Source organism: Streptomyces sp. CA189 (assembly GCF_056428985.1).
The window spans coordinates 153,788-177,809 of the sequence record NZ_JBWJVM010000008.1 but is presented as its reverse complement, the minus strand read 5'-3'; the positions used below and the strand labels follow the sequence as shown (position 1 = coordinate 177,809).

The following is a 24,022-nucleotide window of genomic DNA, read 5'->3' as shown; positions in this document are numbered from 1 at the left end:
ACGGCCCGTCCGGGGGTTCCGGGCGGTGCGGCGTCCCCACATTTTTTGAGCCGAACGGAAGGAAAGGTTGGGGGCCGCCCTGTTCTGCCACGGAACCGGGGGTTAGGCTTCACGCAGAGCAACCAGTTCGAACCTTCTCTCTACTGACGGAGAAATACCCGGTGCGAGCCGCCGACCGACCCGACCTGAGCGCGGTCCGGGCCCGTGTCGTGGCGCTGGCGGAGCGGTGCGGCCAGGACCCGGCGCAGGTGCTCGCCGTGGAGCGGCTCAGCCGGCTGTCCGGGGTCGAACCGGCCCGGGTGCCCCGGATACTGGACGGCACCGCCGCCGAGCTGCCGCTGTGCGAGCGGGTGCACCGGCGCTTCCTGCGGCTGCGCGCCACCCGCCTCGACAAGCACGGCCGGGAGTGGTCGCTCGCGGCCATAGCCGAGGACTTCGACGCCCCCGGCGCCTCCCTCGGCCCGCTCAACGCGGGCACCGGACTGCCCCGGCTCGGCCACGCGGCGGGCGTGCAGCGGTTCTTCGGGGTGTACGCCGGCTTCCTGCTCGCCGACAGCAAGAGCGCGGTGGAGCGGGCCCTGGCCGGCACCGGGCCCGGGGGCCGGGTGGAAGGCGCCGCGGACGACCTCGAACGCCTCTCGTACCTCACCGGCATCACCCCGGAGGACATCCGGCTCACGCTCGACGGCACACCGCCCCGGCTCCCGCTGAAAGAGCAGGTGCGCCGCCGCTTCGAGCACCTGCGCCGCACCCGCCCCCGGGAGGACGGGCAGGCCCACTCCCTCTCCGCCATCGCCGGCTCCTTCGCCGCCTCGGGCCAGTCGCTGACCCGGCTCACCCAGGGCGAGGGGCTCCCCAACCTCGCGGCGGCCGCCGGGATCCAGCGCTTCTACGGGGTCGAGAGCGGCTTCCTGCTGGCCGACGACACCGAGGCGCTGGCCGAGGCGCTCACCGGGATCGCGCGCGAACTCCAGGCCCCGGAACGGCCCGCCGAGAACCCGATGCTCGCCGTGATGCGGGCGCACGACGTGCGCAGCATCGTCACCCGGGCCGGCCGGCTCTCCCCGGGCGGCTGGAAGTCGCTGGCGGACTACCTGGACGATCTGCTCGCGCGGGAAGGACAGCTGGGCCGCCCGGCCGTCCCGCGCCCGCCGCGCGGCGCCGATGACACCGACCGCAGTGCCGAAGGGGGAGCGCGATGAGGACCACACGTGCCATGCGGAAACTCGGCGACGACCTGCTGGCGGCGGCGCGTCTGACTCCGAACACGGACGCCCCCGGCATCATCGGGCGCCTGTGCAGCGCCTACGGGCGCGGTCGCGACCGGCCGGTGCTCTTCCGGTTCGCCGTCTTCCCGCCCGACACGGCCAGCGGGCTGTGGCTGGAGATGGAGGACCGCGACCTCCTCGTCATCGAGGAGCGCACCCGGCCCGAGCACCAGCTCGTCATCGCCTGCCACGAGCTGTGGCACCTGGACGAGGGCACCTGCGACCAGCACGGCCAGGGCATGGCGGTGGCCGCCCGGCTGACCGGCCGGGGCGGCGGCCTGGCGGAGCTGCTGCACTCCGAAGACGGGCTGAGCAGTGTCCTGCGGCAGGCGGCCGCCCGGGCCGACCGCAGCGATCCGGCGGAGATCCGGGCGGAGACCTTCGGCCTGCACCTCGGAAAGGTCCTCAAGACCTTCCTGCCGCCACCGCGGGAAGAGCAGGTGCCCGAGGCGATCGAGCGCATCAAGACCTCGTTCGGCTGTGGACGTTGAGCGGGCCCCGGCCCACACCCCCCGGCGGCTGACCACCGCCTTCCCGCCGACGCACCTACTCCGCCGATGCGCACGCCGCACGGCCCTGACAGAGAGCACCACACGATGACCCAGTCTTCTCCGCCCCGCCACGCCGTCGTCATCGGGGGCAGCATGGCCGGCCTCCTGGCGGCCGCCGTCCTCGCCGAGCACGCGGCGGTCACCATCATCGACGCCGACACCCTGCCCGAGCTCCCGGAGCCCCGGCGCGGACTGCCGCAGGCCCGCCACGTCCACGTCATGTGGTCGGGCGGCGCCCGCGCCATCGAGGACATCCTGCCGGGCATCATGGAGGACTGGACGGAAGCGGGCGCAATCCGCCGCAGCCTGCCCACCGACCTGGTCACCAAGACCGCCCAGGGATGGATCCCCCGGTGCGGGGAGAAGCAGTTCAACATCTCCTGCAGCCGCGACCTCCTCGACTCGGTGGTCCGCGCCCGGGTGATCGCCCTGGAAGGGGTCACCACCCTCCAGCGCAGCCGGGTCCGCTCCCTGGAGGGAACCGCCGCGCGGATCACCGGCGTCCGTGTCGACACCCCGGAGGAGGAGGACCGGCTGGTCACCGCCGACCTCGTGGTCGACGCGAGCGGCCGCGGCTCCCGGGCCCGCGTCTGGCTGCAGGCGCTCGGCGTGGACGGCATCCGGCAGGCGGAGGTCGACTCCGGCCTGGTCTACGCGACCCGGATCTTCGAGGCCCCCGCCGGAGCCCACGAGATGGGCTTCCCCATCGTGAACGTCCAGTCCGACCCCCGGGTCGCGGTCCCCGGCCAGACCGCGACGATCGTCCCCATCGAGAACGGGCAGTGGCAGGCCACCCTCTCCGGGACCCGGGGCGGCCAGCCCACCGGCGACCCCGACGAGTTCATCCCGTTCGCCAAGGGCATCCGCGACCCGATCGTCGGCGAGCTCCTGGAGGGCAAGAAACCGCTGACCGACGTCGCCGTCACCCAGGGCACCACCAACCGCCGGGTCTTCTTCGAGAAGGCCGAACTCCCGGACGGCTTCTTCGCGGTCGGCGACTCGGTCGCCACCTTCAACCCGCTCTACGGCCAGGGCATGACGGTCGCGGCCCAGGGCCTGCTCGCCGTCCGCGCCCTGCTGCGCTCCAAGGGACCGGCCCACCCCGGCATCGGCATGGAGGCGCAGCGCGCCCTCGCCCCGCAGGTGGCCACCGCCTGGGAGCTCGCCACCTCGCAGGACATCCTGTACCCGGGCGCCACCGGCATGAAGTCGCGCGCCGGCTCCGGCCTGCTCAACTCCTACGTCTCCCGGCTGATGACCGGGGCCACCACCCGGGAGGAGCTGACCTCCGCCTTCCTGGAGGTCATCACCATGAGCAGCCCGCCCACCCACTGGGTCAAGCCGTCGGTGGTCTGGCAGGTGCTGCGCGCCTCGGACCGGGGTGCGCTCAAGGCCCCGCCGCTGACCGCCGCCGAGCGGACCGTCGCGGGACTCGACCAAGGGGCCGACCCCGTCGAAGCCCGCTAGGCGCCCGATGACGCACGGGCTCATCCTCTACGTCCCGGGGTTCGTGATCGTCCTGGCCCTGGTCATCAAGGCTCCGACGCTGCGCCGCGGCTGGGACCAGCCGCTGATGCGTGCCGTGTGCACGCTGCTGGTCGTCGGTTCCCTCGCCATGTTCCTGTCCGGTCCGCCGACGATCGCCGCGGTCAACCGCCTGACCGGCGTCGTCAACTTCTCCGCGCCCCTGGTCTACAGCGTGCTCACCGCGTTCTCGGCGTCGTGCATCGTGCTGATCCTGCACTGGGGCGCCGGCCCGACCCCGGGCGTCCTGCGGGCCACCCGGATCACGGTGGTCGCGTACGGCGCCGTCGTGGTCACGATCGTCTTCCTGTTCGTGAAGGGGGACGCGCCGGTGGAGCGGCTGCGGGACCTGGACACGTACTACGCCACCACCCCGTGGATCCGCGAGATGATCGCGCTCTACCTGACCGCCCACGCCGTGGGCAGCACGGCGCTGAGCCTGTTGTGCTGGAAGTGGGTGCGGCGCGTGGACCCGGCCCTGCGGGCGCTGCGCACCGGGTTGGCGCTGCTGATGCTCGGCATGGTGATGGACGTGGGCTATCTCGTCGCGAAGTGGGCCGCGGTCGGAGCCCGCTGGTCCGGCCGCGACTGGGACGGGCTGTCCACCTACCTCGCGCCGCCCCTCGCCTCCGCGGCGGCCCTGCTGGTCGGGATCGGGTTCATCGTGCCCCTGGTCGGCGAATCGGCGGCCTGGCAGGAGTTCAGCCAGTACCGCCGGCTGCGTCCGCTGTGGAAGGCCCTGCACGGATTCGCCGCGTCCAGCGTGATGACGGTGCCGCTGACCTGGTGGTCCCCGGTCGGCATCCGGTTGATCCACCGCGAATCGGTGATCGATGACGGGCTGCTGGCGCTCGCCCCCTGGTTCGACCCCGCTGTGCGGAGCGAGGCCTACGAGGCCGCGCGCGCCCAGGGCCGGTGCGAGCGGGGCGCCGCGCTGGTGGCGGACGCGGCCGTACTCGCGGCCGCGTGCCAGCGCCGGGCCGCCGCCGACCGGGTGGAGCCCGGCCCCGGGTCCGATCCCGCCGAGCCCTGGCGCCTGGGCGCCCAGCCGCTGACGGAGCTGGCCCGGGAGTTCCACGCCTCGCCCATCGTGGCGGAGGCCCGCCGCCGGGCCGCGGCCCCGCGCTGAGACCTGGCGGGGCCCCGGTCACCGGACCCCGGTCAGGCCGTGGCCGGCACCGCTTCGCGAGCGGCGGCCGCCTCGCCCGTCAGGACCTTGAGCCGCTTGGTGAAGAAGACCATCACCGCGCCGGCCGCGATCACCATGGCGCCCTGCCACAGGAAGTTCCAGCTCTGGCCGATGACCGCGTCGAGCCGGGGCAGCTGCGCGCCGATCGCGTCTCCGGTGGCGGCGGCGAGGAACCAGACGCCCATCATCTGGTTGGTGAAGGCCCGCGGGGCGAGCTTCGTGGTGACCGAGAGGCCGACCGGGCTCAGGCACATCTCGCCCATCACCTGGATCACGTACACGCCCACCAGCCACATCAGCGAGACCTTGACCCCGCTGGAGGCGATGGCCGCGGCGCCGGACATGACCACGAAGGAGGCGCCGGTCAGCAGCAGGGCCACGCCGAACTTGAACGGGGTGCTCATGTGCTTGCCCCGGCGCACCCAGAAGGCGGCGAAGACGGGAGCCAGGATGATCACGAACAGCGAGGGCAGCGACTGGGTCCAGCTGGCCGGGATGTGCCGGCCTAGCAGGGACAGGTCGGTCTTCTGGGCGGCGAACAGGTTCAGCTCGTTGCCCATCTGGTCGTAGACCAGCCAGAACAGCGTGGCGGCCAGGAAGAGCCAGACGTAGGCCCGCAGCCGGGTCTTCTCGACCCGGTCGATCTTGGGGCTGCGGTACATGGAGAGCAGCACGCCCGCCGGAACGACCACGGCGACGACCGTGAGCACGAAGGTGACGTTGTCGATGCTCAGCGCGTGCGAGGCGGCCAGCAGGGTGACCAGTACGGCGGTGAAGACCAGGCCGTACGAGGAGGACCTGCGCAGCTTGGCCCGCTCGGCGGGGGTGAGCCGGACCACGGGCTCGGCGCGGAGCTGCTCCGACAGGCGGCGGCCGCCGAGGACGTACTGGACCAGGCCGAGGGCCATGCCGACGGCGGCGGCGCCGAAGCCGAGGTGCCAGTTGACCTCCTCGCCGAGGTAGCCGACGACGAGCGGGGCGATGACGGCGCCGAGGTTGATGCCCATGTAGAAGATCGAGTAGCCGGCGTCGCGCCGCTGGTCGTCGTCTGCGGCGTACAGCCGCCCGACCAGCGCGGAGATGTTCGGCTTGAGCAGGCCCGTGCCGATGACGATGAGGACCAGGCCCGGCCAGACGAAGACCGGGTTCGGGACGGCCATCAGGACGTGGCCGGCCATGATGACCACCCCGCCCCACAGGACGGCCCGGCGGGCGCCGAGGAACCGGTCGGCGATCCAGCCGCCGGGCAGCGCCAGCAGCGAGATCATGGCCATGTAGACGCCTTCCACGGCCTCCGCGGTGCCCTCGTGGAGCCCCATGCCCCCGTGGCCGCGGGAGGCGGCGAGGAAGTGCACGAGGATGGCGACCATGCCGTAGAGGCTGAAGCGCTCCCACAGCTCGGCGAGGACGAGGGTGGCGAGCCCGCGCGGGTGGCGCTTCCCGCCCACCGCCGCCGCGTCCGGTCCCGAGGTCTTCTGCGTATCCATCGATGCGTTCACATATTCATTGGAGCCTCGTACCTGGGTGCGCGGATCGTCCCTTCGGCCGGTACCGGGGGAAACCGAACGCCCCGGGGCCCCAAGGCCCAGGGCGTTCGCCCTGCGAATGCGAGCGGGGCGATCGTGGGTTGGTCACGGGATGCCCGTATGGGTGAACTCGGGGTGACTTCAACACACGGTCTCGATGGAGACACCAGTATCGATGGAGAACGTTAGTGCCGTTGTGCGGAATGGAGAGGGGGTGGCCGGTGGCGCGTGGTGGGGGGCGGCGGAAGCGTGCACTGCGGACGCTGGCTGCCCCGTTCACTGTGTCGGCTCCTGTGGGCGCGCGTATCCGGGATCGTCTGCGCCTGTCGGCCGGGGATGCCGGGGTTTTGCGGATGGTCGGCGTGCATCTGGGCCGCTGTGCCCGTGCTGATCTGGCTGAGCGGCTGCGTATCGGCAGGGTGCCGGTGAAGGAGAACGGGCGGGCGGGCCGCAAGCGTGCGCTGACGAGGGTGTCGTCGTCCCGGTGGGCGGGGGCGATCACCCGGGCCAGTGAGGATCAGTACCAGCTTTCCCTGCGGTGCCTGTTCGATGAGCGGACCTCGCTGCGCCGGGCCATCACAAAAGTCCGCAAGCGTCTGGCCGTCCCCTGCGGCCTGCGCATAGGTGGTGTTCGCGGATATCCGAGCCGGGCCGAGCGGGCGCAGAAGCAGCTCCGGTTGCAGGTCCTCACCGCGCGCCTGGCGGAAGTGGAGCGGCGGATCGAGGCCGGGCATCCGGCGATCGTCATCGGCGGTCGAAGGCTCGCAAAGGTGCGGCACAACCTGGCTGACGCCGGGCTCACCGAGGCCGAGTGGCGGGAGCGGTGGGACGCGCAGCGCATGTTCCTGACCGCCGACGGTGAGTCCGGGGCGCCGTACGGGAACTACACGATCACCGTCGATCCGGCCGATGGGACGGTCACGATCGTCCTGCCCCAACCGCTCAGGCACCTCGCCAACGCACCCCGGGGTCGGTACCGGCTGGCCTGCACCGTCACCTTCAACCACCGCCGAGACGAGTGGCTGGACCGGGCCACCGCCAACCAGACGGTGCGCTACGACATCGTGTACGACTCCGAACGCGGGCGCTGGTACCTCGATGCCTCCTGGTCCACCGCGACAGCACCTCTCCCGACCCCTGCCGAGCTGGCCGCAACCGGCGTCCGGCTCCTCGCCGTGGACCTCAACGCCGGCCACCTCGCCGCCTGCGTCATAGACGCCCACGGCAACCCCGTCGGCCAGCCCATCACCGTACCCGCCGACCTGACCGGACCCACATCCCAGCGCGACGGACGCCTCCGGCAGGCGCTCAGCCACCTCATCCACCTCGCCCACCAACACGGCTGCGCTGGGCTGGCGATCGAGAACCTGGGTTTCGCCGACGCCCGCGCCACCGGCCGCGGGACGATGGGCCGGGGCAGGCGCGGCAAGACGTTCCGCCGCACCGTCGCAGGCCTGCCCACCGCACGCTTCCGCGACCGACTTTCCGGCATGGCCCACCACGCCGGACTCGTCGTCATCGCCGTCGACCCCGCCTACACCAGCCGCTGGGGCACCCAGCACTGGAAGGCTCCGCTCCAACAGCAATCCAAGACCACGCTCGCCACCGGGCACCATGCGGCCTCGGTGGCGATCGGCAGACGCGCCCTCGGACACGGGACACGGCGTCGGCCAGGTGTGACCGCACACGACCAGAGGATCGTCGCGCGGAGAGCTACCGGCCAGACCGTCACCGCACCGAGGGCACCCGGGAACACGAGCCCGCCAAGGACCACAGGCACACCCATCCTGGGTGGCAAGACCTGCCGGGACCGCAGCGCCCAACTCGCACTGTTCCCCGTCCCCCAAAACCGTTCGGGGAGACAACCGGCCAGCCCGGTGTACAGCGATACGGCCAACAGTGGCCAACATCGCTAGGAACGGTCAGAGGTCCGCGAGGGCCAGACCGGCCTGCGCGGCGGCGGCCTGGACGGTCTGCTCCAGCAGCACCGCGATGGTCATCGGGCCGACGCCGCCCGGTACCGGGGTGATCAGCGAGGCGCGGGCCGCGGCCGACTCGAAGTGGACGTCGCCGACGTTGCCCTCGTTGTAGCCGGCGTCCAGCACCACGGCGCCCGGCTTGATGTCCTCGCCGCGGATGAACTCGGCCTTGCCGACGGCGGCGACCAGCACGTCCGCCTGGCGGACGAGGGACGGCAGGTCCACGGTGCGGGAGTGGCAGTAGGTGACGGTGGCGTTCTGCTCCAGCAGCAGCATCCCGGCGGGCTTGCCCAGGATCGCGCTGCGGCCGACGACCACGGCGTGCTTGCCGGTCAGGTCCACGTCGTAGGCCTCCAGCAGCCGCATGATGCCGCCAGGGGTGCAGGAGACGAAGCCCGGCAGTCCGAAGCCCATGGCGGCGAAGGAGTGCATGGTGACCCCGTCGACGTCCTTGCCCGGGGCGATGGCCTCGAAGGCGGCGCGCTCGTCGATGTGGTGCGGGACGGGGTGCTGGAGCAGGATGCCGCTGATCTCCGGGTCCTCGGAGAGCGCGGTCAGGGTGGCGACGAGCTCCTCGGTGGTCGTCGCGGCCGGCAGCTCCACGTGGCGGGAGGTGATGCCGGCCTTGGCGCAGCGGTTCTGCTTCATGCGGACGTAGGTGACGGACGCGGGGTCCTCGCCGACGAGCACGGTCGCCAGACAGGGCGCGGCGCCCGTGCGCTCGGTGATCTTCGCGGCGTACTCGGCGGTCTGCTCCGAGATGCGGCGGGCGAGGGCGGTGCCGTCCATCAGCGTGGCGGTCTGGTCCTGCTGGGCAGTCGTCTGAGTGGTCATCGGGGCTCCTGAGCGTCGCTGCGGGATCGCGGTTCGCCCAGGCGCGCGGCAGTCGGCGTACGGGATGCGGGAGTACGCCGGGCCGCTCCCCGGTGGTGATCCACCCGAACGCCAGTCACGGCCCGCCGCCCAGTGTAGGCGACCTCTCCCGACAGGTCCGACAGCGCCGGGGTGGGCCCCGGCCCGGCAATCCGGTGGATGACCGGCGCCGGACCTGGGACGATCGAGACATGACGCGCACTTTCGACCATCTCGTCGCGGAAGCGGAATCCGTCTCCGTGGACGGCTGGGACTTCTCCTGGCTCGACGGCCGCGCCACCGAGCAGCGCCCCTCCTGGGGCTACCAGAGCCTCCTGGCGCTCCACCTGGCGCGGGTCGGCTCCGCCCTGGACATCCAGACCGGCGGCGGGGAGGTGCTCGCCGGAGCCGGGCCCCTGCCCCGGCTGACGGTGGCCACCGAATCGTGGCCGCCGAACATCGACAAGGCGACAAGGCTCCTGCACCCGCTCGGCGCGGTGGTGGTCGTGGACTCCGACGAGCCGCCGCTGCCGTTCGGCGACGAGGCCTTCGAGTTCGTCGCCAGCCGGCATCCGGTCACGATCTGGTGGGAGGAGATCGCGCGGGTGCTGCGGCCCGGTGGCACGTACCTCTCCCAGCAGGTCGGTCCGGCGAGCGTTTTCGAGCTCGTGGAGTACTTCCTGGGCCCGCAGCCGGAGGAGGTCCGGCGGGCCCGGCGCCCCGACGACGCGGTCGCCGAGGCCACGAAGGCTGGGCTGGAGGTGGTCGATCTGCGCTCCGAGCGGCTGCGGACGGAGTTCCACGACATCGGAGCCGTGATCTACTTTCTACGGAAGGTGATCTGGATGGTGCCGGGCTTCACGGTCGGGCAGCATCGGGACCGGTTGCGCGAGCTGCACGAACAGATCGAGCGCGAAGGCCCGTTCGTCGCACACACCGCCCGTTTTCTCATCGAGGCCCGCAAAACGGGCTGACAAAACGGGCGGACGCGACCACCCGCGACCGGCTCCCCGGTCACAGCGTGGCGCAGGTCACTCAATTCAGCGCGTAACGAATCTACTCGGGCATGCGATGAACCGACAGGTGTCCTCGTGCGGCCCGGAATACAGACCCCCCTCGGGTCTGTTTCCCGAGTTCGCGCGATGATGTCCCGCCACCCCTTATCTGTTCGCAACGAGAGGCTCCTTGTGTCGCTCAGCCCGTCCCGTACGTTCCCCACGGAGATCGCCGAATCCGAGGCCCTGGTCGCGCTTGTCGAGCGTGGCCGCGAGCAGGGTCACATCAACGGTGATGACGTGCGCCAGGCCTTCGAGGCCGGCCGCATCCCGGTGGACCAGTGGAAGCGGGTCCTGCGCAGCCTGAACCAGGTCCTGGACGAGGAGGGCGTCGCGCTGCACGTCAGCGCCGCCCCCGCCACGAAGGCTCCCGCCAAGAAGCCGCGCAAGGCGGCCGCCGCCCCGGCGCGCGCCGTCGCCAAGAAGGCCGCCGCCCCGCCGCGCCTCATCGGTGCGCGCAAGACGGCTGCCCCCGCCACCGCTGCGGCGATATCCGACCCGTCGGCCTCCGGGACCGAGGAGGAGGTGGCGGCCGAGGCCGCCGCCGCGCCGAAGAAGCGGACGGTCAAGAAGACCGCCGCCAAGAAGACCGCCGTGAAGAAGACGGCCGCCACGAAGAAGACCGCCAAGGACGGCGACGAGGGCGACGCCCCCGTGGCCGAGGGCGAGGACTGGGCTGCCGAGGACCTCGACGAGGGCGACGAGAAGGAGACGCCCAAGACGGGCGGCAGCGCCGGCTTCGTCCTGTCCGACGACGACGAGGACGACGCCCCGGCCCAGACCGTCATGGTCGCCGGCGCCACCGCCGACCCCGTCAAGGACTACCTCAAGCTCATCGGCAAGGTGCCGCTGCTCAACGCCGAGCAGGAGGTGGAGCTCGCCAAGCGCATCGAGGCCGGTCTCTTCTCCGAGTACAAGCTCGAAGAGGAGGAGGACCACAAGCCCGCGTTCAAGCGCGAGCTGGAGATCCTCGTCGAGGACGGCCGCCGGGCCAAGAACCACCTGCTGGAGGCCAACCTCCGCCTCGTGGTCTCCCTCGCCAAGCGCTACACCGGCCGCGGCATGCTCTTCCTGGACCTGATCCAGGAGGGCAACGTCGGTCTGATCCGCGCCGTGGAGAAGTTCGACTACACCAAGGGCTTCAAGTTCTCCACGTACGCGACCTGGTGGATCCGGCAGGCGATCACGCGTGCCATGGCCGACCAGTCGCGCACCATCCGCATCCCCGTCCACATGGTCGAGATCATCAACAAGCTGGCCCGTGTCCAGCGCCAGATGCTCCAGGACCTCGGCCGGGAGCCCACTCCGGAGGAGCTGGGCAAGGAACTCGACATGACCCCCGAGAAGGTCATCGAGGTCCAGAAGTACGGGCGCGAGCCGATCTCCCTGCACACCCCGCTGGGTGAGGAGGGCGACAGCGAGTTCGGTGACCTCATCGAGGACTCCGAGGCGGTCGTGCCGGCCGACGCGGTCTCCTTCACCTTCCTCCAGGAGCAGCTCCAGTCCATCCTGGGCACGCTCTCGGAGCGCGAGGCGGGCGTGGTCTCCATGCGCTACGGCCTCAACGACGGCCAGCCGAAGACCCTCGACGAGATCGGCCGTGTGTACGGGGTCACCCGTGAGCGCATCCGCCAGATCGAGTCGAAGACCATGTCGAAGCTCCGTCACCCGTCGCGCTCGCAGGTGCTGCGCGACTACCTCGACTAAGAGTCGGGTCCGCGCCCCTCAGTCCAGTCGGAAGACCGGCCCGCGGGGCGTGAACGGCAGGGAGGCGCCCTGCGGAACCAGGAAGGCGTGCTCGCGCCGGATCCGCAGGGTGTCGGTCCAGCCGTCCGTGATCACCAGGACCGGGGCCCCGGGCGGGAAGTCCTCCGCCCGCAGCAGCAGGTCGATGCCCGGCTGCAGCACGGTCCCGCCCCGGCCGCGCACCTTCACCCGGCCGGCGATTTCGGTCGGGGGCAGATAGCCCGCGTCGTACGGCGCCGCGTCGCAGAACACGACGCGGGCGGCCGGCACGTCGCGGGCTTCGGCGTACGAGGCGATGGCGCCGAGCGCCTTGCCGAGCAGGGCGGTGTCCATCGACCCCGAGGTGTCGAGGACCACGCCGAAGGTGCAGCGGGCGGTCTCCTCGGGCGGGAAGTACCGGCCCGCGCGCGGGATGTCCGGGGTGGAGGCCTGGCGGCGGGCCGGGCGCGCGAAGCTGCGTACCGGCTCCGGGCGGGGCACGTACTCGTCGAACCAGCGGGCCAGGCGCGCGTCCCAGGGCACCGGAGGGTGGGCCAGCGCCCTGATCTCCTGCACCAGCCCGGCGGGGAGCAGTCCTCGCTCCCCGTACCCGTGCAGGTCGAAGCCCTGGACCAGGCCGCGCCGGTAGAACTCGTCCAGGTCGGTGTACGGGCAACTCCCCGGGTGGGGCAGCGGCTCGCCCAGGATGTCCCCGCGGCCCTTGCCGCGCAGGGTGGCGAGCCGGCGCATCCGGCGCAGGTCGCCGGTGATCCGGTCGTAGACCTCCTCCACGGACAGGTCCCGCAGCTCCGGGTCGTACAACAGCCCCTCGGGCATCTCCCCGACGTCCATCTTCACGAGCCAGCCGTTGACCACGTAGTCGGCGGCCACGTTGTGCAGGTACGGGTCGCGGGCGCCGCAGCGCTCCCCGTGGCGCAGGGCGGCGTGCAGCATCTCGTGGGCCAGGATGAACCGCCACTCCCCGTCCTCGAAGCTGCGCAGCGGGTTGACGTAGATCTCCCCGGCGCTCGCGCTGACGGCGGCGATGTCGATGCCCTGGGCACGGGCCAGTTCGGCGTCGGCGACGATGCGCAGGCCCGCGGCGAGGCCGCCGAGCAGCGGGTAGGAGGAGACGAACCAGTTCAGGGCCCGCTCCCACGGCTGCGGCCGGTGGCCCTCCCGGCCGGCGGCCAGGTCCATGGTGGCGGACACGGACCGGGTCAGGGCGTGGGCGAAGCCGGTCTGCCAGTCCGGTACGGAGCCCCAGTGCCGCCAGGCCTGCAGGATCTGGTCGGGGGCGCCGGGGGCGCTCGTACCGCAGTCCGCGTAGCGGGCCGGGACGCCGTCCTGGCGCCAGGCGGCGGCGAGCTGCTCCTCGTCGCCGCCGGGGTACTGCTCGGGCAGCCGGTCGGGGGCCCGGCCCACGGGGAAGGTCAGCAGGAAGCGGTTGACGACCACGCAGCGGGCGGCGAGCTCGGCGCGGTCAGGCTGCGGCCGGTCGTCCTCCTTGGCGGCGGGCACGTGTCCGAAGCCGAGATGGAGCAGGCAGTGCGCCAGGGCCCAGGCCCACTCGGCGGGCTCCGCGCGGCGGGTCGGGTGGGCGTGGATCACCCCGTTGGAGGTGACCACGGCGAGCCCGGCGGTGTTGCAGTCCGCGCACTGGCGGCTGCGGCAGTGGGTGGCGGAGACGGCGTTCAGGGCGGGGTTCTGCCGGACCGCGGCGCGCCCGGCCTCGTAGGCGAGGGCGGCCGGATCGGGCTTGGCCTGCTTGGCCTGCTTGGCCTTGCTGCTCACCGGCGGGCCTCGACCAGCCGGGGCAGGTCGCGGGCGGCTTCGATCAGGAACCAGGCGGGCAGCACGGGATGGCCGTCCGCGTCGTCGGCGATGACGGTCTGGGCCACCTCGACGGAGATCTCGGCGAGCTGGACGAGCAGGGACTTGGCACGGTAGGCGGTCTGCCGGACGCCGGGCGAGACGTGTTCCTTGCGGGCCGGGAGCTCCTTGACCAGGCGGCCCCGGAAGGCCTCGGCGAGGTAGTAGAGCAGATCGCGGTCCTCCACCCGGGAGGGCCAGGACGCGTCGCCCTTGATGACCGCCTCGATGCCGAAGGTGTGGCGGACGATCTTGGCGTAGCCGCGGAAGGACACGGCGTGCGCGGGGGTGAGGGTGCCGTGCGCGAGCACGCCCAGCATCTGCTCGTCCAGGTCCGGGCCGAAGGAGTGCAGGGCGTCGGAGAGCATGTGCCAGGACCGGGGCGTGGAGAAGGGCTCCTCCGTCTTGGGCGGCTGCGACCACAGGTGGTCGGGCCGGTCGGTGAGGTAGTCGGTGACCCACGGGTGGATGCCGTGCTCGCCGGCCCAGACCAGCCAGTCCCCGGCGGAGGCGTTCAGGTGGACGTGGGTGAGCCGGTTGACGAGCGCTGAGGCGATGGGGCGGGCCAGGGCGTTGTCGGTGGCCCGGTTGCCCGCGCCGATGACGATGGAGCCCGCGGGCAGCTCGTAGGAGCCGATCCGCCGGTCGAGGATCAGGGAGTAGAAGGCCTTCTGCACGTCCGGGCTCGCGGCGTTGAGCTCGTCGAGGAACAGGCAGTACGGCTCCTCGCGGGCGATGGCCTCGGGCGGGCAGAACACGGAACGCCCGTCACGGATCTGCGGTACGCCGATCAGGTCCTCGGGCGCGAGCTGCGTACCGAGCAGGCTCACGCACTCCAGTCCCAGCGAGTCGGCGAACTTGCGCACGAGCGAGGACTTGCCGATGCCGGGCGCCCCCCAGAGGAACACGGGCCGCACGGTGGCGAGCCCGAGGAGCAGTTCGGGAAGCTGGGCGGGAGTGACGGTGACGGCAGCCTGCACGGGCGGGGATGTCCTTAGGGAGTACGGGTCCGGGTACGGGTACGCGGTGGGCGGTGCGCCCAGTGTGGGCGCACCGCGTGTCCCGGAGCATCCGGTTTTCCCGGGGCGTCCCTGCGGAGCTCAGGCCGCGGAGTGCTCCAGCAGGTGCTTGAGCTTCTCCTCACTCCGGGGCATCTCCTTGCGGACCATGGGCTTGACCGCGAGCGGGACGAGCGCCCTGCCCAGGCCGTGGCCCTCGAAGTCCACGGCGATGGTCACCCGCGAGCGGGCGCCGCCGTCGAGGGGTTCGATGCGGCCCCGCACGTCCGGCCGGACCGGCCCGTCCAGGCCGTGGAAGTGCCAGCTCCTCGGCGGGTCGAGCTCCATGACCTGCATGGTCGTGGGGACCCGCCGCTTGCCGATCTGCCGGGTGATGAGGACCTTCGAGCCGACGTGGACGGGGAGGTCCCCCATCGGCACGGCGGACACGGCGCTGTCCTGCCACTCCGGCAGGTGCGTGGGGTCCGTGATGTACGAGTAGACGTCCTCGGGACTGCGGTCTATGTCGATGCTCTTGCTGATCGCGGACATGGCGACCCCTTGGAGCCCCCCTGATGGACTCTGCTTCCAACGTACGCCCCGGGCGGGCAGCCGCGCGATGCCCCCGAGCGACGGCCTAGGAGGGGTCCGCTCCCGGGGCGACGGCGATCTCCGGGGGGACCGGGACCTGCGGCCCGTCCGCCTCGGTGAGCCAGCGGCGCAGGACCTCGTGGACCGCCTCCGCGCCCACCAGCTCCCCGTCAGGCCGGTACACCGGCTCGGAGAGCTCCACCGGCCACATCAGGAAGGGGTGGCCCTGCTCCCCGCCCAGGCCGCCGTGCGAGCCGATCTGCTCCTCGAAGGCGTGCACCGATCCCGTCTGCGGGTCGTAGGCCGAGTTCACCATCACGTCGGCCACGTGCGGGAAGGTGTCGGTCCGCCGGACCGCCCGCGCCGCGCCCGGGCCGAAGGCGGCCAGCAGTTCCTCCGCCGCGCCCGGCTCGTCCAGCCGGGCTTCGGCCCCGTTCGCCGCCAGGACGGTCCCGTCGACGAGCAGGAACCCGACCCCGGGGTGGTTCGCCAGGGTGGACAGCAGCGCCGGGTGCGCGCGCTCGATCCGCTCCCTGGACGCCCGGCCGGGCAGGTCCGGGAAGGAGATCAGCCCGAGGTTGCCCGAAGCCAGGACCACCGGGTCCGGACCCGCTCCGGGACGCACCTCCTCGTCCGTCTCCTCCACCGGCCGGTGGAGGGCGGCCCGTACGGCGGCCCGCGCCTCGGCGCCGCTGTGGGTACGGCCGGCCTTGCGGGACACCGGGAGCCCGCAGCCCGCGCGGACCAGGTCCTTCAGGGTGAGCCCGTACCGGGCCAGGAAGGTCTCCCCCGGGCTCTGGCCGTGGTCCGAGAGCAGTACGATCCGGTACTCCCGGGGCGCGTGCTCGGCGACCCGGGCGATGAGCGCGAGGCTGCGGTCGAGTCGGGCGAGCACCTGCTCGGTGTCCCGGGAGCGCGGGCCCGAGTGGTGGGCGACCTCGTCGTAGGCGACAAGGTCGGCGTAGACCGCGGCGCGTCCGGCCAGCATGTCGCCGATCACCGCGGCGACCACGACGTCGCGCTCCACCACCGTCGCGAAGGCCCGGATCAGCGGGTACAGCCCGCCGCGGGCGACCCGTGGCCGGTCCCCGCGCAGGCGGCCGCGTACCGACTGGGTGATCTCGCGGGCCACTTCGGCGACGAAGGAGAGTGCCGTGCGGACCGCGTTGGCCGGGTCGGAGAAGTACGCGAAGTAGCCCGCGCGGGAGCGGTTGTGCGGGCTCCGCCGGGCGGAGACGGACAGGACGAGCGCCAGTTGGCCGGCGCCGCCGCTGAAGAGGTTGCCGCGGCTGGCTCCGTCGAGGGTGAGCAGGCCCCCGTCACCGGTGCGTTCGACGGCCCGCCGCTGGAGCTCGGCGGCGCTGGTGGGCCGGTTGCAGACGACCACCTCGCCGGTGTCCTTCTCGTACCAGCGGAAGGCCGGGACGTCGAAGTTGGAGCCGTGCAGGATGCCGAGCTGGCTGGCGCCGGTCTGGCTGGACCAGTCGGTGCGCCAGGAGGTGATGCGGTGGCTGCGGTCGAGCCAGTCGGCCACCGTTGGCATCAGGCCGCTGCCGGCCGCGCGGCGCAGCACCTCGTACCCGACCCCGTCCAGCTGCAGGAACACCACGGCGGGGGCGCGCTCGTCGGCCCCGGGCATGCCCTCGCGGCGCTGGCGGCGCCGGCGGCGGTCGGCGAGCCGGTAGAGCCGGCGCCGGTAGGCCTCGTCGTCCCGGACGGCGAGGGCGGTGGAGGTCGCGGAGGCGACGGCGGACATCACGGCGGCGACCACCACCGCCGTCTCGGGGTCCGCCTCGCCGCGGCCGGCCGGGATCAGGCTGAGCGCGATCAGCAGCAGCGAGCCGTTGAGGAAGAAGACGAGCAGGCCCAGTACCAGGGCCGGCACGAGCAGCAGGGCGCGTACGAGAACCGGCCACACCAGCGCGCTCAGCAGACCGAACGCCCCGGCGCCGAGGGCCGCCGTCAGACCTATCTGCGTGATGCTGTCGCGGTCGCCGCCCGCGCCCGCCTGGAGCCGGAAGTCGGGGAGGATGCCGGCCAGCGCGAGCATGGTGAGGGTGGACACCGCCCAGACGACGGCCACCCGCACCAGGGCGCCGCCCGTACTCCGCCACCGGCCTCGCAACACGCCGAACCCGCCTCACCACCGTGGCCCGCACCGCGCCGACGGGCCCCCGTCCCCACGCTGTCCAGGCTCGCACAGCGGCGCCCGCCCGGCCGGGTGACACGGGCGGCGGATGTGCGTACGGGGGGCGCGGCGGGGCGGCGGCGGGGGTCGGCGCGTGCGGCCACAGCACTAGGTGCCGTCGTATCCGGCGGTCGGCATGGAGAGCCGGCGGTGCACCTCGGCCTTCATCGCGGAGGTGTAGCGCGGCTCCTCGAGACCGGCGGTTTCCAGCCGTACGCCGCGCCGTGCGCACTCGGCGGTGAACTCCCCCACGGAGCGCAGCGCACGGGTCAGCACCCGGTGGTTGGCGGTGACGAACAGGTCGACGCGCCCGGCGTCGATGTCGCTCCACAGCCCGCAGTGGTCGGCGCGCAGCCCGTAGACGAACAGCTGGCGGGTCACGACGTAGCCCCGGTCGGCCGCCCAGCGGACGCACATGGCGTGCTGGCTCCGGGTGTCGACGGCGAAGGGGTCCGTGTCCAGATCCTCCAGCGGGGCCAGGCTGGCGATCGCGGCCACGCGCAGCTCATCCATGCCGCCCGACCCTACTCCGATCCGCCGCCGGGGAGGAGGGGGCGTGGAGACGGCCTCGGCCCGGTTCCCCGGTTCCGGGCGGTTTGGGCGGGCAGCCTTTAGGCTCGGACGGGACCCGGTGACAGCGGGACGAGGGAGGGGATCAGGGGCCGGTGGAGATCACTTGGTGGGGCCACGCCACGTGCACGGTCGAGGACTCCGGTGTCCGGCTGCTCACGGACCCGCTCTTCACGCGCCGTCTGGCGCACCTGCGGCGCCGGCGCGGGGCGGTGCCCCCGCCGGAGGCGGCGGTCGCCGACGCGGTGCTCGTCTCGCATCTGCACGCCGACCACCTGCACCTGCCCTCGCTGGCGCGCCTCGCGCGCGGGACCCGGCTGCTGGTGCCGCGCGGGGCCCCGGGCGCGGTGCCGGGGCTGGCGCGGATAGCGGGGGTGCGGGAGCTGGCGGTCACGGAGGTGGTGCCGGGCGACACGGTGGCCGTGCGGGACGGCGTACGGGTCCGGGCGGTCGGCGCGCGGCACGACGGGCGGCGGCTGCCGTTCGGACCGCGGCTCGCTCCCGCGCTCGGGTACGTGATCGAGGGCTCGTCGCGGACCTACTTCGCCGGGGACACCGGCCTGTTCGACTCGATGGCCGACGAGGTCGGACCGGTGGACGTGGCCCTGCTGCCGGTGGGCGGCTGGGGGCCCTACCTGGGTCCCGGGCACATGGACGCGGCGGGGGCGGCGCGGGCGCTGGCCCTGCTGGCTCCGGCAGCGGCGGTCCCGGTGCACTGGGGTACGTACTGGCCGATCGGGATGGACGCGGTGCGGCCGCACGAGTTCCACGCGCCGGGCGAGGAGTTCGTACGGTGTGCGCGGCGGGAGGCGCCGAAGGTGACGGTCCGGGTGCCCGCGCACGGTGAGCGGGTGCGGCTGCCGTGAGGGCCCTGTACCAGCTGGCGGAGGCGGCCGCGCAGGTCCCGCCGGAATCCACCCAGCAGGCGATCGGCTATCCGACCCTCTTCGTGCTGGTGGCGCTGGGCGCGCTGGTGCCGGTGATTCCGACGGGCGCGCTGGTCAGTACGGCGGCGGTGGTGGCGTTCCACCAGGACTCCCTGCCCTTCGGGCTGTTGCTGGTGTTCGGGGTGTCCTCGCTGGCCGCCTTCACCGGGGACATGGCGCTGTACTGGCTGGGCCGGCGGGGGGTGCACTCGCGGAACGGATCGCGCTGGTTGGAAGCGCTGCGCCGGCGGGCGACCCCGGAACGCCTCGCCCAGGCGCAGCGCAAGCTCGACGAGCACGGCGTACTGGTCCTGGTGGTCTCCCGCCTGCTGCCGGGCGGCCGCATCCCGGTGATGCTGGCCTGCCTCCTCGCGGAGCTCCCCCTGCGCCGGTTCGCCCGCGGCGACGGCCCCGCCTGCCTGGCCTGGGCGGCGACCTACGGCCTGATCGGCATCGTGGGCGGCTCCCTCTTCGCGGAGCCCTGGAAGGGCGTGGCCCTGGCGGTGGCCCTCACCGTGCTCATCTCCGCGGCCCCGCCCCTCTGGCGCCGCATCCGCGGCTGACCCGGCCGGTCCCGGCACCCGCCTCCCGTGCGACACCGTTGCCGGGGACCAGCCCCCGGACCCCCGCGCCTCAAACGCCGGCGGGGCTGGTTTTCGGCCGGCGTCCGGCTGGATTGGGCTCGCGCTCGCCCGTACGTGCAGGCGGACGGTGCCGGCTGCGCCGGGCAACAGCCCGCCTCGCGGGCGTTTGAGGCGCGGGGTCTGGGGCGGAGCCCCAGGGGGTCCGGGGCTCCGCCCCGGGGAACGGGCGAAGGGCGGGGAGGGGACTTTGCCCCGCGCAGCGGCAAGGGTCGCTGCGGAGACTTTGGCCCGCACAGCGGCAAGGGTCGCCGCGGGGGGCCGCCCCGCGCAGCCGTCGGCGGCTACAGGGCCCGGGACGCCCCGACCGGGAGGTCCCACAGGTGCTCCCGGGGCAGCCCCGTACGGGCCCACGCGGCCCGCACCCGGTGCAAAGGCTCCATCACCGGCTCCGAGGAGAGCACGAAGGTCCCCCAGTGCATCGGAGCCATCCGCCGCGCCCCCAGGTCCAGACAGGCCCGCACGGCCTCCTCCGGGTCCGCGTGGACGTCCCGCAGCCACCACCGCGGGGCGTACGCCCCGATCGGGAGCAGCGCGAGATCGACGCCGGGGTGGCGCCGTCCGATCTCGCCGAACCAGTGCCCGTAGCCCGTGTCACCCGCGAAGTAGACCTTCTTCGCCGCCCCGGCCCGCCCCTCGGCGGCGCTGAGCATCCAGCCGCCCCACAACGTCCGGCACGCGTCCATCAGCGACCGCTTCGACCAGTGGTGCGCCGGCACGAACTCGAACCGCACGCCGCCCAGTTCGGCCGACTCCCACCAGTCGAGTTCGGTGACCCGGGTGAACCCCCGGCGGCGGCACCAGCGCGCGAGTCCGGCCGGGACGAAGAGCGGCGTCGCGCGCGGGAGGCGTTTGAGGGTGGGGGCGTCGAGGTGGTCGTAGTGGTTGTGGCTGATCACCACGGCGTCGACCGGCGGCAGTTCCTCCCACCGCACCCCGACGGGGGTCATCCGGGCCGGGGTGCCTAGGATCCGCCGGGACCAGACGGGATCGGTCAGTACGGTCAGCCCGCCGATCCGCAGGATCCAACTGGCGTGCCCGGCCCAGGTCACGGACACCTTCCCGGCGGCCACGGCGGGCAGCGGGGCGGGCGCGTACGGCAGGTCCGGGATGCCGCGCAGCCCCTCGGGGCCGGGCCGGAAGGCCCCCTCGCGGGCGAGCCGGGCGAACGCGCGCAGCCCCGGCAGCGGGGTGGTCAGCCGGTCCGCGAACGAGCGCGGCCACAGCCGGTGTTCGCCCAGCGGGCGCGGCCGCGCGTGCCGGACGCCGGCATCGCCCCGCGCGGCCGCCGGGGGGACGTCCGGGGCGGCCTCGGCCCGGGAGGCCGAGGGGGCGTCCGTCTGATCCCTCATCGAGAAGTCTCCGTTCACCGGCGGGAGTCGGGGGTTCCAGGGCGGGGGGTTCCAGGGCGGGGGGTTCCAGGGCGGGGAGTCGAAGGCGAGGAATCGAAGCCGGGTGCGGGGCGGGGTTCCGGTGGACCCCGCGTCGGGCTCAGTCGGACAGCCCGGCCAGGACCGACCGGAGCCGGGCCAGGGAGTCCCGTACGTGGGGCAGGGCGAGGGGGTCGGTCGCGGTGAGCGCCGCGAGCCGCTCCTCCGGGGTGGCGCCCAGCAGCGGTCCGGTCGACAGCCGGACCCGCGGGGCGACGGGCTCGTCCGCGAACCGCTGCCCGCCGGGCGTCGGCGCGCCGAGCCGTCCGCCCAGCCAGTCCTCCAGTTCCATCGCGTCGCCGATGCCCTGCCGGGCGAGCCCCGCGCGCAGCGGCGTCAGATCGGCGTAGAGGTGCCGGCCGGCCTCGGGGGGCCGGGCCAGCGCCCCGGCGGCCAGCAGTTCCCGGTGCGCGGCCCGGGCCACCGCGCCGTGCAGGGAGGCGGCCGCGGCGGTGCGTCCCGCGACGGCGGCGGGCTCGTCGAGGGCGTGCGCGGCCGCCCCGGCGACGGGGCCCGCGACGAGGCCGCCGGTGGCGGTCAGCACGTCCAGGGTCCGGGCCCGCAGCCAGGTTCCGTGCGGGGTGCCGGGGAACCGGACGACGGCGGCGGGCCAGCCGGCGGGCAGCAGTGCGCCGGAGAGGTCGAGGAGCACCGCGGTGTCGTCCGGCAGCATCTCGGCGGGGCTGAGCACGACGAGCCTGTCGTGGGAGCCTCGGAGTCCGCCGGGGGCGGCTGCGCCCGGCCCGCCCAACCCGGCCGGCCCGCCCAACCCGGCCGGGCCTCCGGGGAGCGGCCGGTGGACGGTGTCGCGCCAGGTCTCGTCGCTGACGACGAACAGCCCGGCGGACTCGGCGGCCTCGCAGGCCTCCCGGAGCAGTTCGGGCGGCGGGACGGTCGCGGTCGGGTCGTCGGCGACGGACAGCAGGAGCACACGCGGATCGCCGCCCTCGGCGCGCACCCGGCGCACGGTCTCCAGCAGGGCGTAGGGGTCGGGTACGCCGCCGCACTCGGCCGGGGTGGGTACGTGGTAGGCGCGCCGTCCCAGCAGCCGGACCTGCGGCGTCCACCAGGCGGGACACGGCCGGGGCAGCATGACGTCGCCGCCGTACGCGCCGAGCAGCGCCAGCAGCAGGGCGGGAGCGCCGGGTCCGGCGGCCACGTGGTCGGGGTCCGTGGGCAGCCCGCGCCGCCCCCAGTGCCGGGCCGCGGCGGCCCGTACGGGTACGCCCCCGCCGGCCGGCTCGGGGGCCGAACGCCAGGCGGCCGCCGCGAGGACGGCCGTGAGCTCGGGCAGGACGGGCAGGCCGGGCTGGGGGGCGGGCGGACCGTAGCGGACCTGCCCCCGGCCCTCGGCCGTCGTGCGCTGGATCCCCGACACCGCGCGCCACCTCTCCCTGCCGTCCCCGCGCCTCCCGACCATGCCTTTATACGGTTATTCGTCCACGATCGCCCGTTGTGGACACCCGGGGCACCGTCAGAGCCGAACACCGAAGCCGTCGCGCCAGGTGCGGCCGCCGATTCCCTCAGCCGCTCCTCCCCAGCAGCGCGAGCAGCCGGGTCTGGGCGTCCGCCCCGGCCGGGATCTCCAGCGGAGCCGCGTACATCCCGCTCGCGGCCAGCCCGTCGGCGTAGGGCATGACCTCCTTGAGGGAGAACTCGACGAGGCCGTCCGGCAGCCGGTCGTCGGCGCCGATGCCCCGCGCGAGGTCCCAGGCGTGGACGACGCAGTCCGCGGTCAGCTCCGAGCAGTACGCCGACCCGAGCGCGGGCCCGTACGAGAGCCGGACCGTGCGCTCCAGCGCTCCGGGGATCTCGAAGGCGGTGTGCGCGGCGGCCGAGGCCTCGTCCCAGGCCGCGCCGGGGTCCGTGCCGAGGACATCTCCGTTGAAGGTGCTCCCGATGTCTTCGACGGTGCGGCCGTCGGTGACCAGGGGCGGTATCCACAGCTGTTCGGCGGTGACGTGGTTGACCAGGTCGCGCACGCTCCATTCGCTACAGGGCGTCGGCGCGTCCCACTGCGCGTCCGAGACCGCGTGGACGTACCGGCCGAAGAGCCGCAGCGCCTCGGCGTGCCGGTCGAGCAGCGGGTCCGGCATGGATCTCACCGTCCTTCGTTCCCCCGGATTCACTGTCCTCGCCCCTGCCCCGACGTGCCACCCACTCACCCAACCCCCTTGCCGCACACGACTGCTGTCCACATGTCAAAACGCATATCTCACCTGGCGAACTGATCCCTTACGGTGAGACCAACGCCTCGACAGCACTTCAACGACGAAGGAGCCAGGTCCCATGAACACGACGGAAGCCACGGAGCCCGCGCACGAGACCGCGGTCTACACCCACGGTCACCACGAGTCGGTGCTGCGCTCGCACCGCTGGCGCACCGCCGAGAACTCCGCCGCGTACCTGATCGGCGAGCTGCGCCCGGGGATGACCGTCCTGGACGTGGGCTGCGGTCCGGGCACGATCACGGCGGACCTGGCGGAGCTGGTGGGACCGCAGGGCCGGGTCACGGCGGTGGACGCGGCGCGGGACGTGGTCGAGCAGGCCGCCGCGTACGCGAAGGAACGCGGGCTGACCGGCATCGAGTTCGCCACGGCGGACGTCCACGCGCTGGACTTCCCCGACGACTCCTTCGACGTGGTCCACGCCCACCAGGTACTGCAGCACGTGGGGGATCCGGTGCAGGCGCTGCGCGAGATGCGCAGGGTGTGCCGGCCGGGCGGGATCGTCGCGGCTCGGGACGCGGACTACGCGGCGATGACCTGGTACCCCGCGACTCCGGGGCTGGAGGAATGGCTGGACCTGTACCGGCGGGTCGCACGCGCCAACGGCGGCGAGCCGGACGCCGGACGCCGCCTGCGCGCGTGGGCGCGGGCGGCCGGCTTCACGGACGTGACCTGCACGGCGACCTCCTGGTGCTACGCGACCGAGCAGGAGGCCGCGTGGTGGTCGGCCATGTGGGCGGACCGCACGACGGCCTCGTCCTACGCCGGGATCGCGACCGCCGGGGGACACGCGACGGAGGCGGAGCTGGCCGCCGTCGCGGACGCCTGGCACGCCTGGGGCGCGGCCCCGGACGCCTGGTTCTCGGTCCTGAACGGCGAGATCATCTGCCGCGCCTGACGCAGGGGGCC

At 73.4% G+C, this 24,022-nt stretch carries 20 protein-coding genes and 1 riboswitch; of the genes, 10 read left to right on the top strand and 10 right to left on the bottom strand.

The genetic code is table 11. The features are described 5' to 3' along the window. The first annotated feature begins 161 nt into the window (after nucleotides 1-161). The 4 genes from AC061S_RS09650 to AC061S_RS09635 all read left to right on the top strand — a co-directional run bounded on the left by AC061S_RS09650 (nucleotide 162) and on the right by AC061S_RS09635 (nucleotide 4,472). Complete coding sequence (locus AC061S_RS09650) at nucleotides 162-1,202, top strand: hypothetical protein (protein WP_478685428.1); 1,041 nt, start codon at nucleotides 162-164, stop codon at nucleotides 1,200-1,202. Continuing rightward, on the top strand, nucleotides 1,199-1,759 hold the full coding sequence (locus AC061S_RS09645; protein ID WP_478685427.1) for a toxin-antitoxin system, toxin component: 561 nt from the start codon (nucleotides 1,199-1,201) through the stop codon (nucleotides 1,757-1,759). The genes AC061S_RS09650 and AC061S_RS09645 overlap by 4 nt, the downstream gene beginning before the upstream one ends. Before the next feature lie 105 nt (nucleotides 1,760-1,864). After that, nucleotides 1,865-3,286 carry an NAD(P)/FAD-dependent oxidoreductase gene (locus AC061S_RS09640; protein WP_478685426.1) on the top strand — a complete coding sequence of 474 codons (1,422 nt, stop codon included), beginning with the start codon at nucleotides 1,865-1,867 and terminating at the stop codon, nucleotides 3,284-3,286. A gap of 7 nt (nucleotides 3,287-3,293) precedes the next feature. After that, nucleotides 3,294-4,472 carry an MAB_1171c family putative transporter gene (locus tag AC061S_RS09635; protein ID WP_478685425.1) on the top strand — a complete coding sequence of 393 codons (1,179 nt, stop codon included), beginning with the start codon at nucleotides 3,294-3,296 and terminating at the stop codon, nucleotides 4,470-4,472. Between the two features lie 32 nt (nucleotides 4,473-4,504). On the opposite strand, the gene AC061S_RS09630 is transcribed toward AC061S_RS09635, so the two are convergent. Further along, nucleotides 4,505-6,031: a peptide MFS transporter gene (locus AC061S_RS09630; RefSeq protein WP_478685424.1), complete on the bottom strand. Its 1,527-nt coding sequence runs from the start codon at nucleotides 6,029-6,031 to the stop codon at nucleotides 4,505-4,507. 452 nt (nucleotides 6,032-6,483) lie between these two features. Here AC061S_RS09630 and AC061S_RS09625 point away from each other — a divergent pair, with 452 nt between their 5' ends. Next, nucleotides 6,484-7,974, top strand: a complete 1,491-nt coding sequence (locus tag AC061S_RS09625) for a nuclease/transposase family protein (RefSeq protein WP_478685423.1) — start codon at nucleotides 6,484-6,486, stop codon at nucleotides 7,972-7,974. A gap of 6 nt (nucleotides 7,975-7,980) precedes the next feature. Here AC061S_RS09625 and AC061S_RS09620 read toward each other — a convergent pair whose 3' ends face one another. Further along, the gene (locus tag AC061S_RS09620) at nucleotides 7,981-8,871 is read right to left on the bottom strand and encodes a bifunctional 5,10-methylenetetrahydrofolate dehydrogenase/5,10-methenyltetrahydrofolate cyclohydrolase (protein ID WP_478685422.1); all 891 of its coding nucleotides are present in this window, start codon (nucleotides 8,869-8,871) and stop codon (nucleotides 7,981-7,983) included. A 28-nt stretch (nucleotides 8,872-8,899) separates the two neighbouring features. Beyond that, nucleotides 8,900-9,000, bottom strand: a riboswitch (ZMP/ZTP riboswitch). A 101-nt stretch (nucleotides 9,001-9,101) separates the two neighbouring features. Here AC061S_RS09620 and AC061S_RS09615 point away from each other — a divergent pair. Further along, nucleotides 9,102-9,863: a methyltransferase domain-containing protein gene (locus AC061S_RS09615; RefSeq protein ID WP_478685421.1), complete on the top strand. Its 762-nt coding sequence runs from the start codon at nucleotides 9,102-9,104 to the stop codon at nucleotides 9,861-9,863. A gap of 213 nt (nucleotides 9,864-10,076) precedes the next feature. Further along, complete coding sequence (locus tag AC061S_RS09610; protein WP_478685420.1) at nucleotides 10,077-11,651, top strand: RNA polymerase sigma factor; 1,575 nt, start codon at nucleotides 10,077-10,079, stop codon at nucleotides 11,649-11,651. Nucleotides 11,652-11,669: 18 nt separating this feature from the next. On the opposite strand, the gene AC061S_RS09605 is transcribed toward AC061S_RS09610, so the two are convergent. From AC061S_RS09605 to AC061S_RS09585, 5 genes are all read right to left on the bottom strand, one after another. After that, nucleotides 11,670-13,463 (bottom strand): vWA domain-containing protein, encoded by a 1,794-nt coding sequence (locus tag AC061S_RS09605; protein ID WP_478685419.1) that lies wholly within the window; start codon nucleotides 13,461-13,463, stop codon nucleotides 11,670-11,672. Then, nucleotides 13,460-14,521, bottom strand: a complete 1,062-nt coding sequence (locus AC061S_RS09600) for an ATP-binding protein (RefSeq protein WP_478685418.1) — start codon at nucleotides 14,519-14,521, stop codon at nucleotides 13,460-13,462. The genes AC061S_RS09605 and AC061S_RS09600 overlap by 4 nt, the downstream gene beginning before the upstream one ends. Nucleotides 14,522-14,641: 120 nt before the next feature. Continuing rightward, nucleotides 14,642-15,091, bottom strand: a complete 450-nt coding sequence (locus tag AC061S_RS09595) for an SRPBCC family protein (RefSeq protein WP_478685417.1) — start codon at nucleotides 15,089-15,091, stop codon at nucleotides 14,642-14,644. 85 nt (nucleotides 15,092-15,176) lie between these two features. After that, nucleotides 15,177-17,258 (bottom strand): phage holin family protein, encoded by a 2,082-nt coding sequence (locus AC061S_RS09590; RefSeq protein ID WP_478685416.1) that lies wholly within the window; start codon nucleotides 17,256-17,258, stop codon nucleotides 15,177-15,179. A gap of 168 nt (nucleotides 17,259-17,426) precedes the next feature. Beyond that, the gene (locus tag AC061S_RS09585; protein ID WP_478685415.1) at nucleotides 17,427-17,831 is read right to left on the bottom strand and encodes a hypothetical protein; all 405 of its coding nucleotides are present in this window, start codon (nucleotides 17,829-17,831) and stop codon (nucleotides 17,427-17,429) included. Nucleotides 17,832-17,983: 152 nt separating this feature from the next. Between AC061S_RS09585 and AC061S_RS09580 the strand changes: the two genes are divergently transcribed. Continuing rightward, nucleotides 17,984-18,754 (top strand): MBL fold metallo-hydrolase, encoded by a 771-nt coding sequence (locus AC061S_RS09580; protein WP_478685414.1) that lies wholly within the window; start codon nucleotides 17,984-17,986, stop codon nucleotides 18,752-18,754. A gap of 5 nt (nucleotides 18,755-18,759) precedes the next feature. Continuing rightward, nucleotides 18,760-19,377: a DedA family protein gene (locus AC061S_RS09575; RefSeq protein WP_478685465.1), complete on the top strand. Its 618-nt coding sequence runs from the start codon at nucleotides 18,760-18,762 to the stop codon at nucleotides 19,375-19,377. A 362-nt stretch (nucleotides 19,378-19,739) separates the two neighbouring features. Here the strand turns inward: AC061S_RS09575 and AC061S_RS09570 are convergent, their stop codons facing one another. From AC061S_RS09570 to AC061S_RS09560, 3 genes are all read right to left on the bottom strand, one after another. Next, on the bottom strand, nucleotides 19,740-20,807 hold the full coding sequence (locus AC061S_RS09570) for an MBL fold metallo-hydrolase (RefSeq protein ID WP_478685413.1): 1,068 nt from the start codon (nucleotides 20,805-20,807) through the stop codon (nucleotides 19,740-19,742). Nucleotides 20,808-20,946: 139 nt separating this feature from the next. After that, nucleotides 20,947-22,254, bottom strand: coding sequence for an aminotransferase class I/II-fold pyridoxal phosphate-dependent enzyme (locus AC061S_RS09565; RefSeq protein ID WP_478685464.1), 1,308 nt, complete (start codon nucleotides 22,252-22,254; stop codon nucleotides 20,947-20,949). Nucleotides 22,255-22,408: 154 nt separating this feature from the next. After that, nucleotides 22,409-22,981, bottom strand: coding sequence for a TIGR03086 family metal-binding protein (locus AC061S_RS09560; RefSeq protein WP_478685412.1), 573 nt, complete (start codon nucleotides 22,979-22,981; stop codon nucleotides 22,409-22,411). 193 nt (nucleotides 22,982-23,174) lie between these two features. Here AC061S_RS09560 and AC061S_RS09555 point away from each other — a divergent pair, with 193 nt between their 5' ends. Beyond that, entirely contained in the window at nucleotides 23,175-24,011 is an 837-nt protein-coding gene (locus AC061S_RS09555) for a class I SAM-dependent methyltransferase (protein ID WP_478685411.1), read from the top strand. Nucleotides 24,012-24,022: the final 11 nt, after the last annotated feature.

Excerpts from the sequence above, each read along its gene's own strand:
- AC061S_RS09645 (WP_478685427.1), top strand. The coding sequence starts at position 1,199 with ATGAGGACCACACGTGCCATGCGGAAACTCGGCGACGACCTGCTGGCG.
- AC061S_RS09640 (WP_478685426.1), top strand. The coding sequence starts at position 1,865 with ATGACCCAGTCTTCTCCGCCCCGCCACGCCGTCGTCATCGGGGGCAGC.
- AC061S_RS09635 (WP_478685425.1), top strand. The coding sequence starts at position 3,294 with ATGACGCACGGGCTCATCCTCTACGTCCCGGGGTTCGTGATCGTCCTG.
- AC061S_RS09620 (WP_478685422.1), bottom strand. The coding sequence starts at position 8,871 with ATGACCACTCAGACGACTGCCCAGCAGGACCAGACCGCCACGCTGATG.
- AC061S_RS09615 (WP_478685421.1), top strand. The coding sequence starts at position 9,102 with ATGACGCGCACTTTCGACCATCTCGTCGCGGAAGCGGAATCCGTCTCC.
- AC061S_RS09595 (WP_478685417.1), bottom strand. The coding sequence starts at position 15,091 with ATGTCCGCGATCAGCAAGAGCATCGACATAGACCGCAGTCCCGAGGAC.
- AC061S_RS09585 (WP_478685415.1), bottom strand. The coding sequence starts at position 17,831 with ATGGATGAGCTGCGCGTGGCCGCGATCGCCAGCCTGGCCCCGCTGGAG.
- AC061S_RS09570 (WP_478685413.1), bottom strand. The coding sequence starts at position 20,807 with ATGAGGGATCAGACGGACGCCCCCTCGGCCTCCCGGGCCGAGGCCGCC.
- AC061S_RS09560 (WP_478685412.1), bottom strand. The coding sequence starts at position 22,981 with ATGCCGGACCCGCTGCTCGACCGGCACGCCGAGGCGCTGCGGCTCTTC.
- AC061S_RS09555 (WP_478685411.1), top strand. The coding sequence starts at position 23,175 with ATGAACACGACGGAAGCCACGGAGCCCGCGCACGAGACCGCGGTCTAC.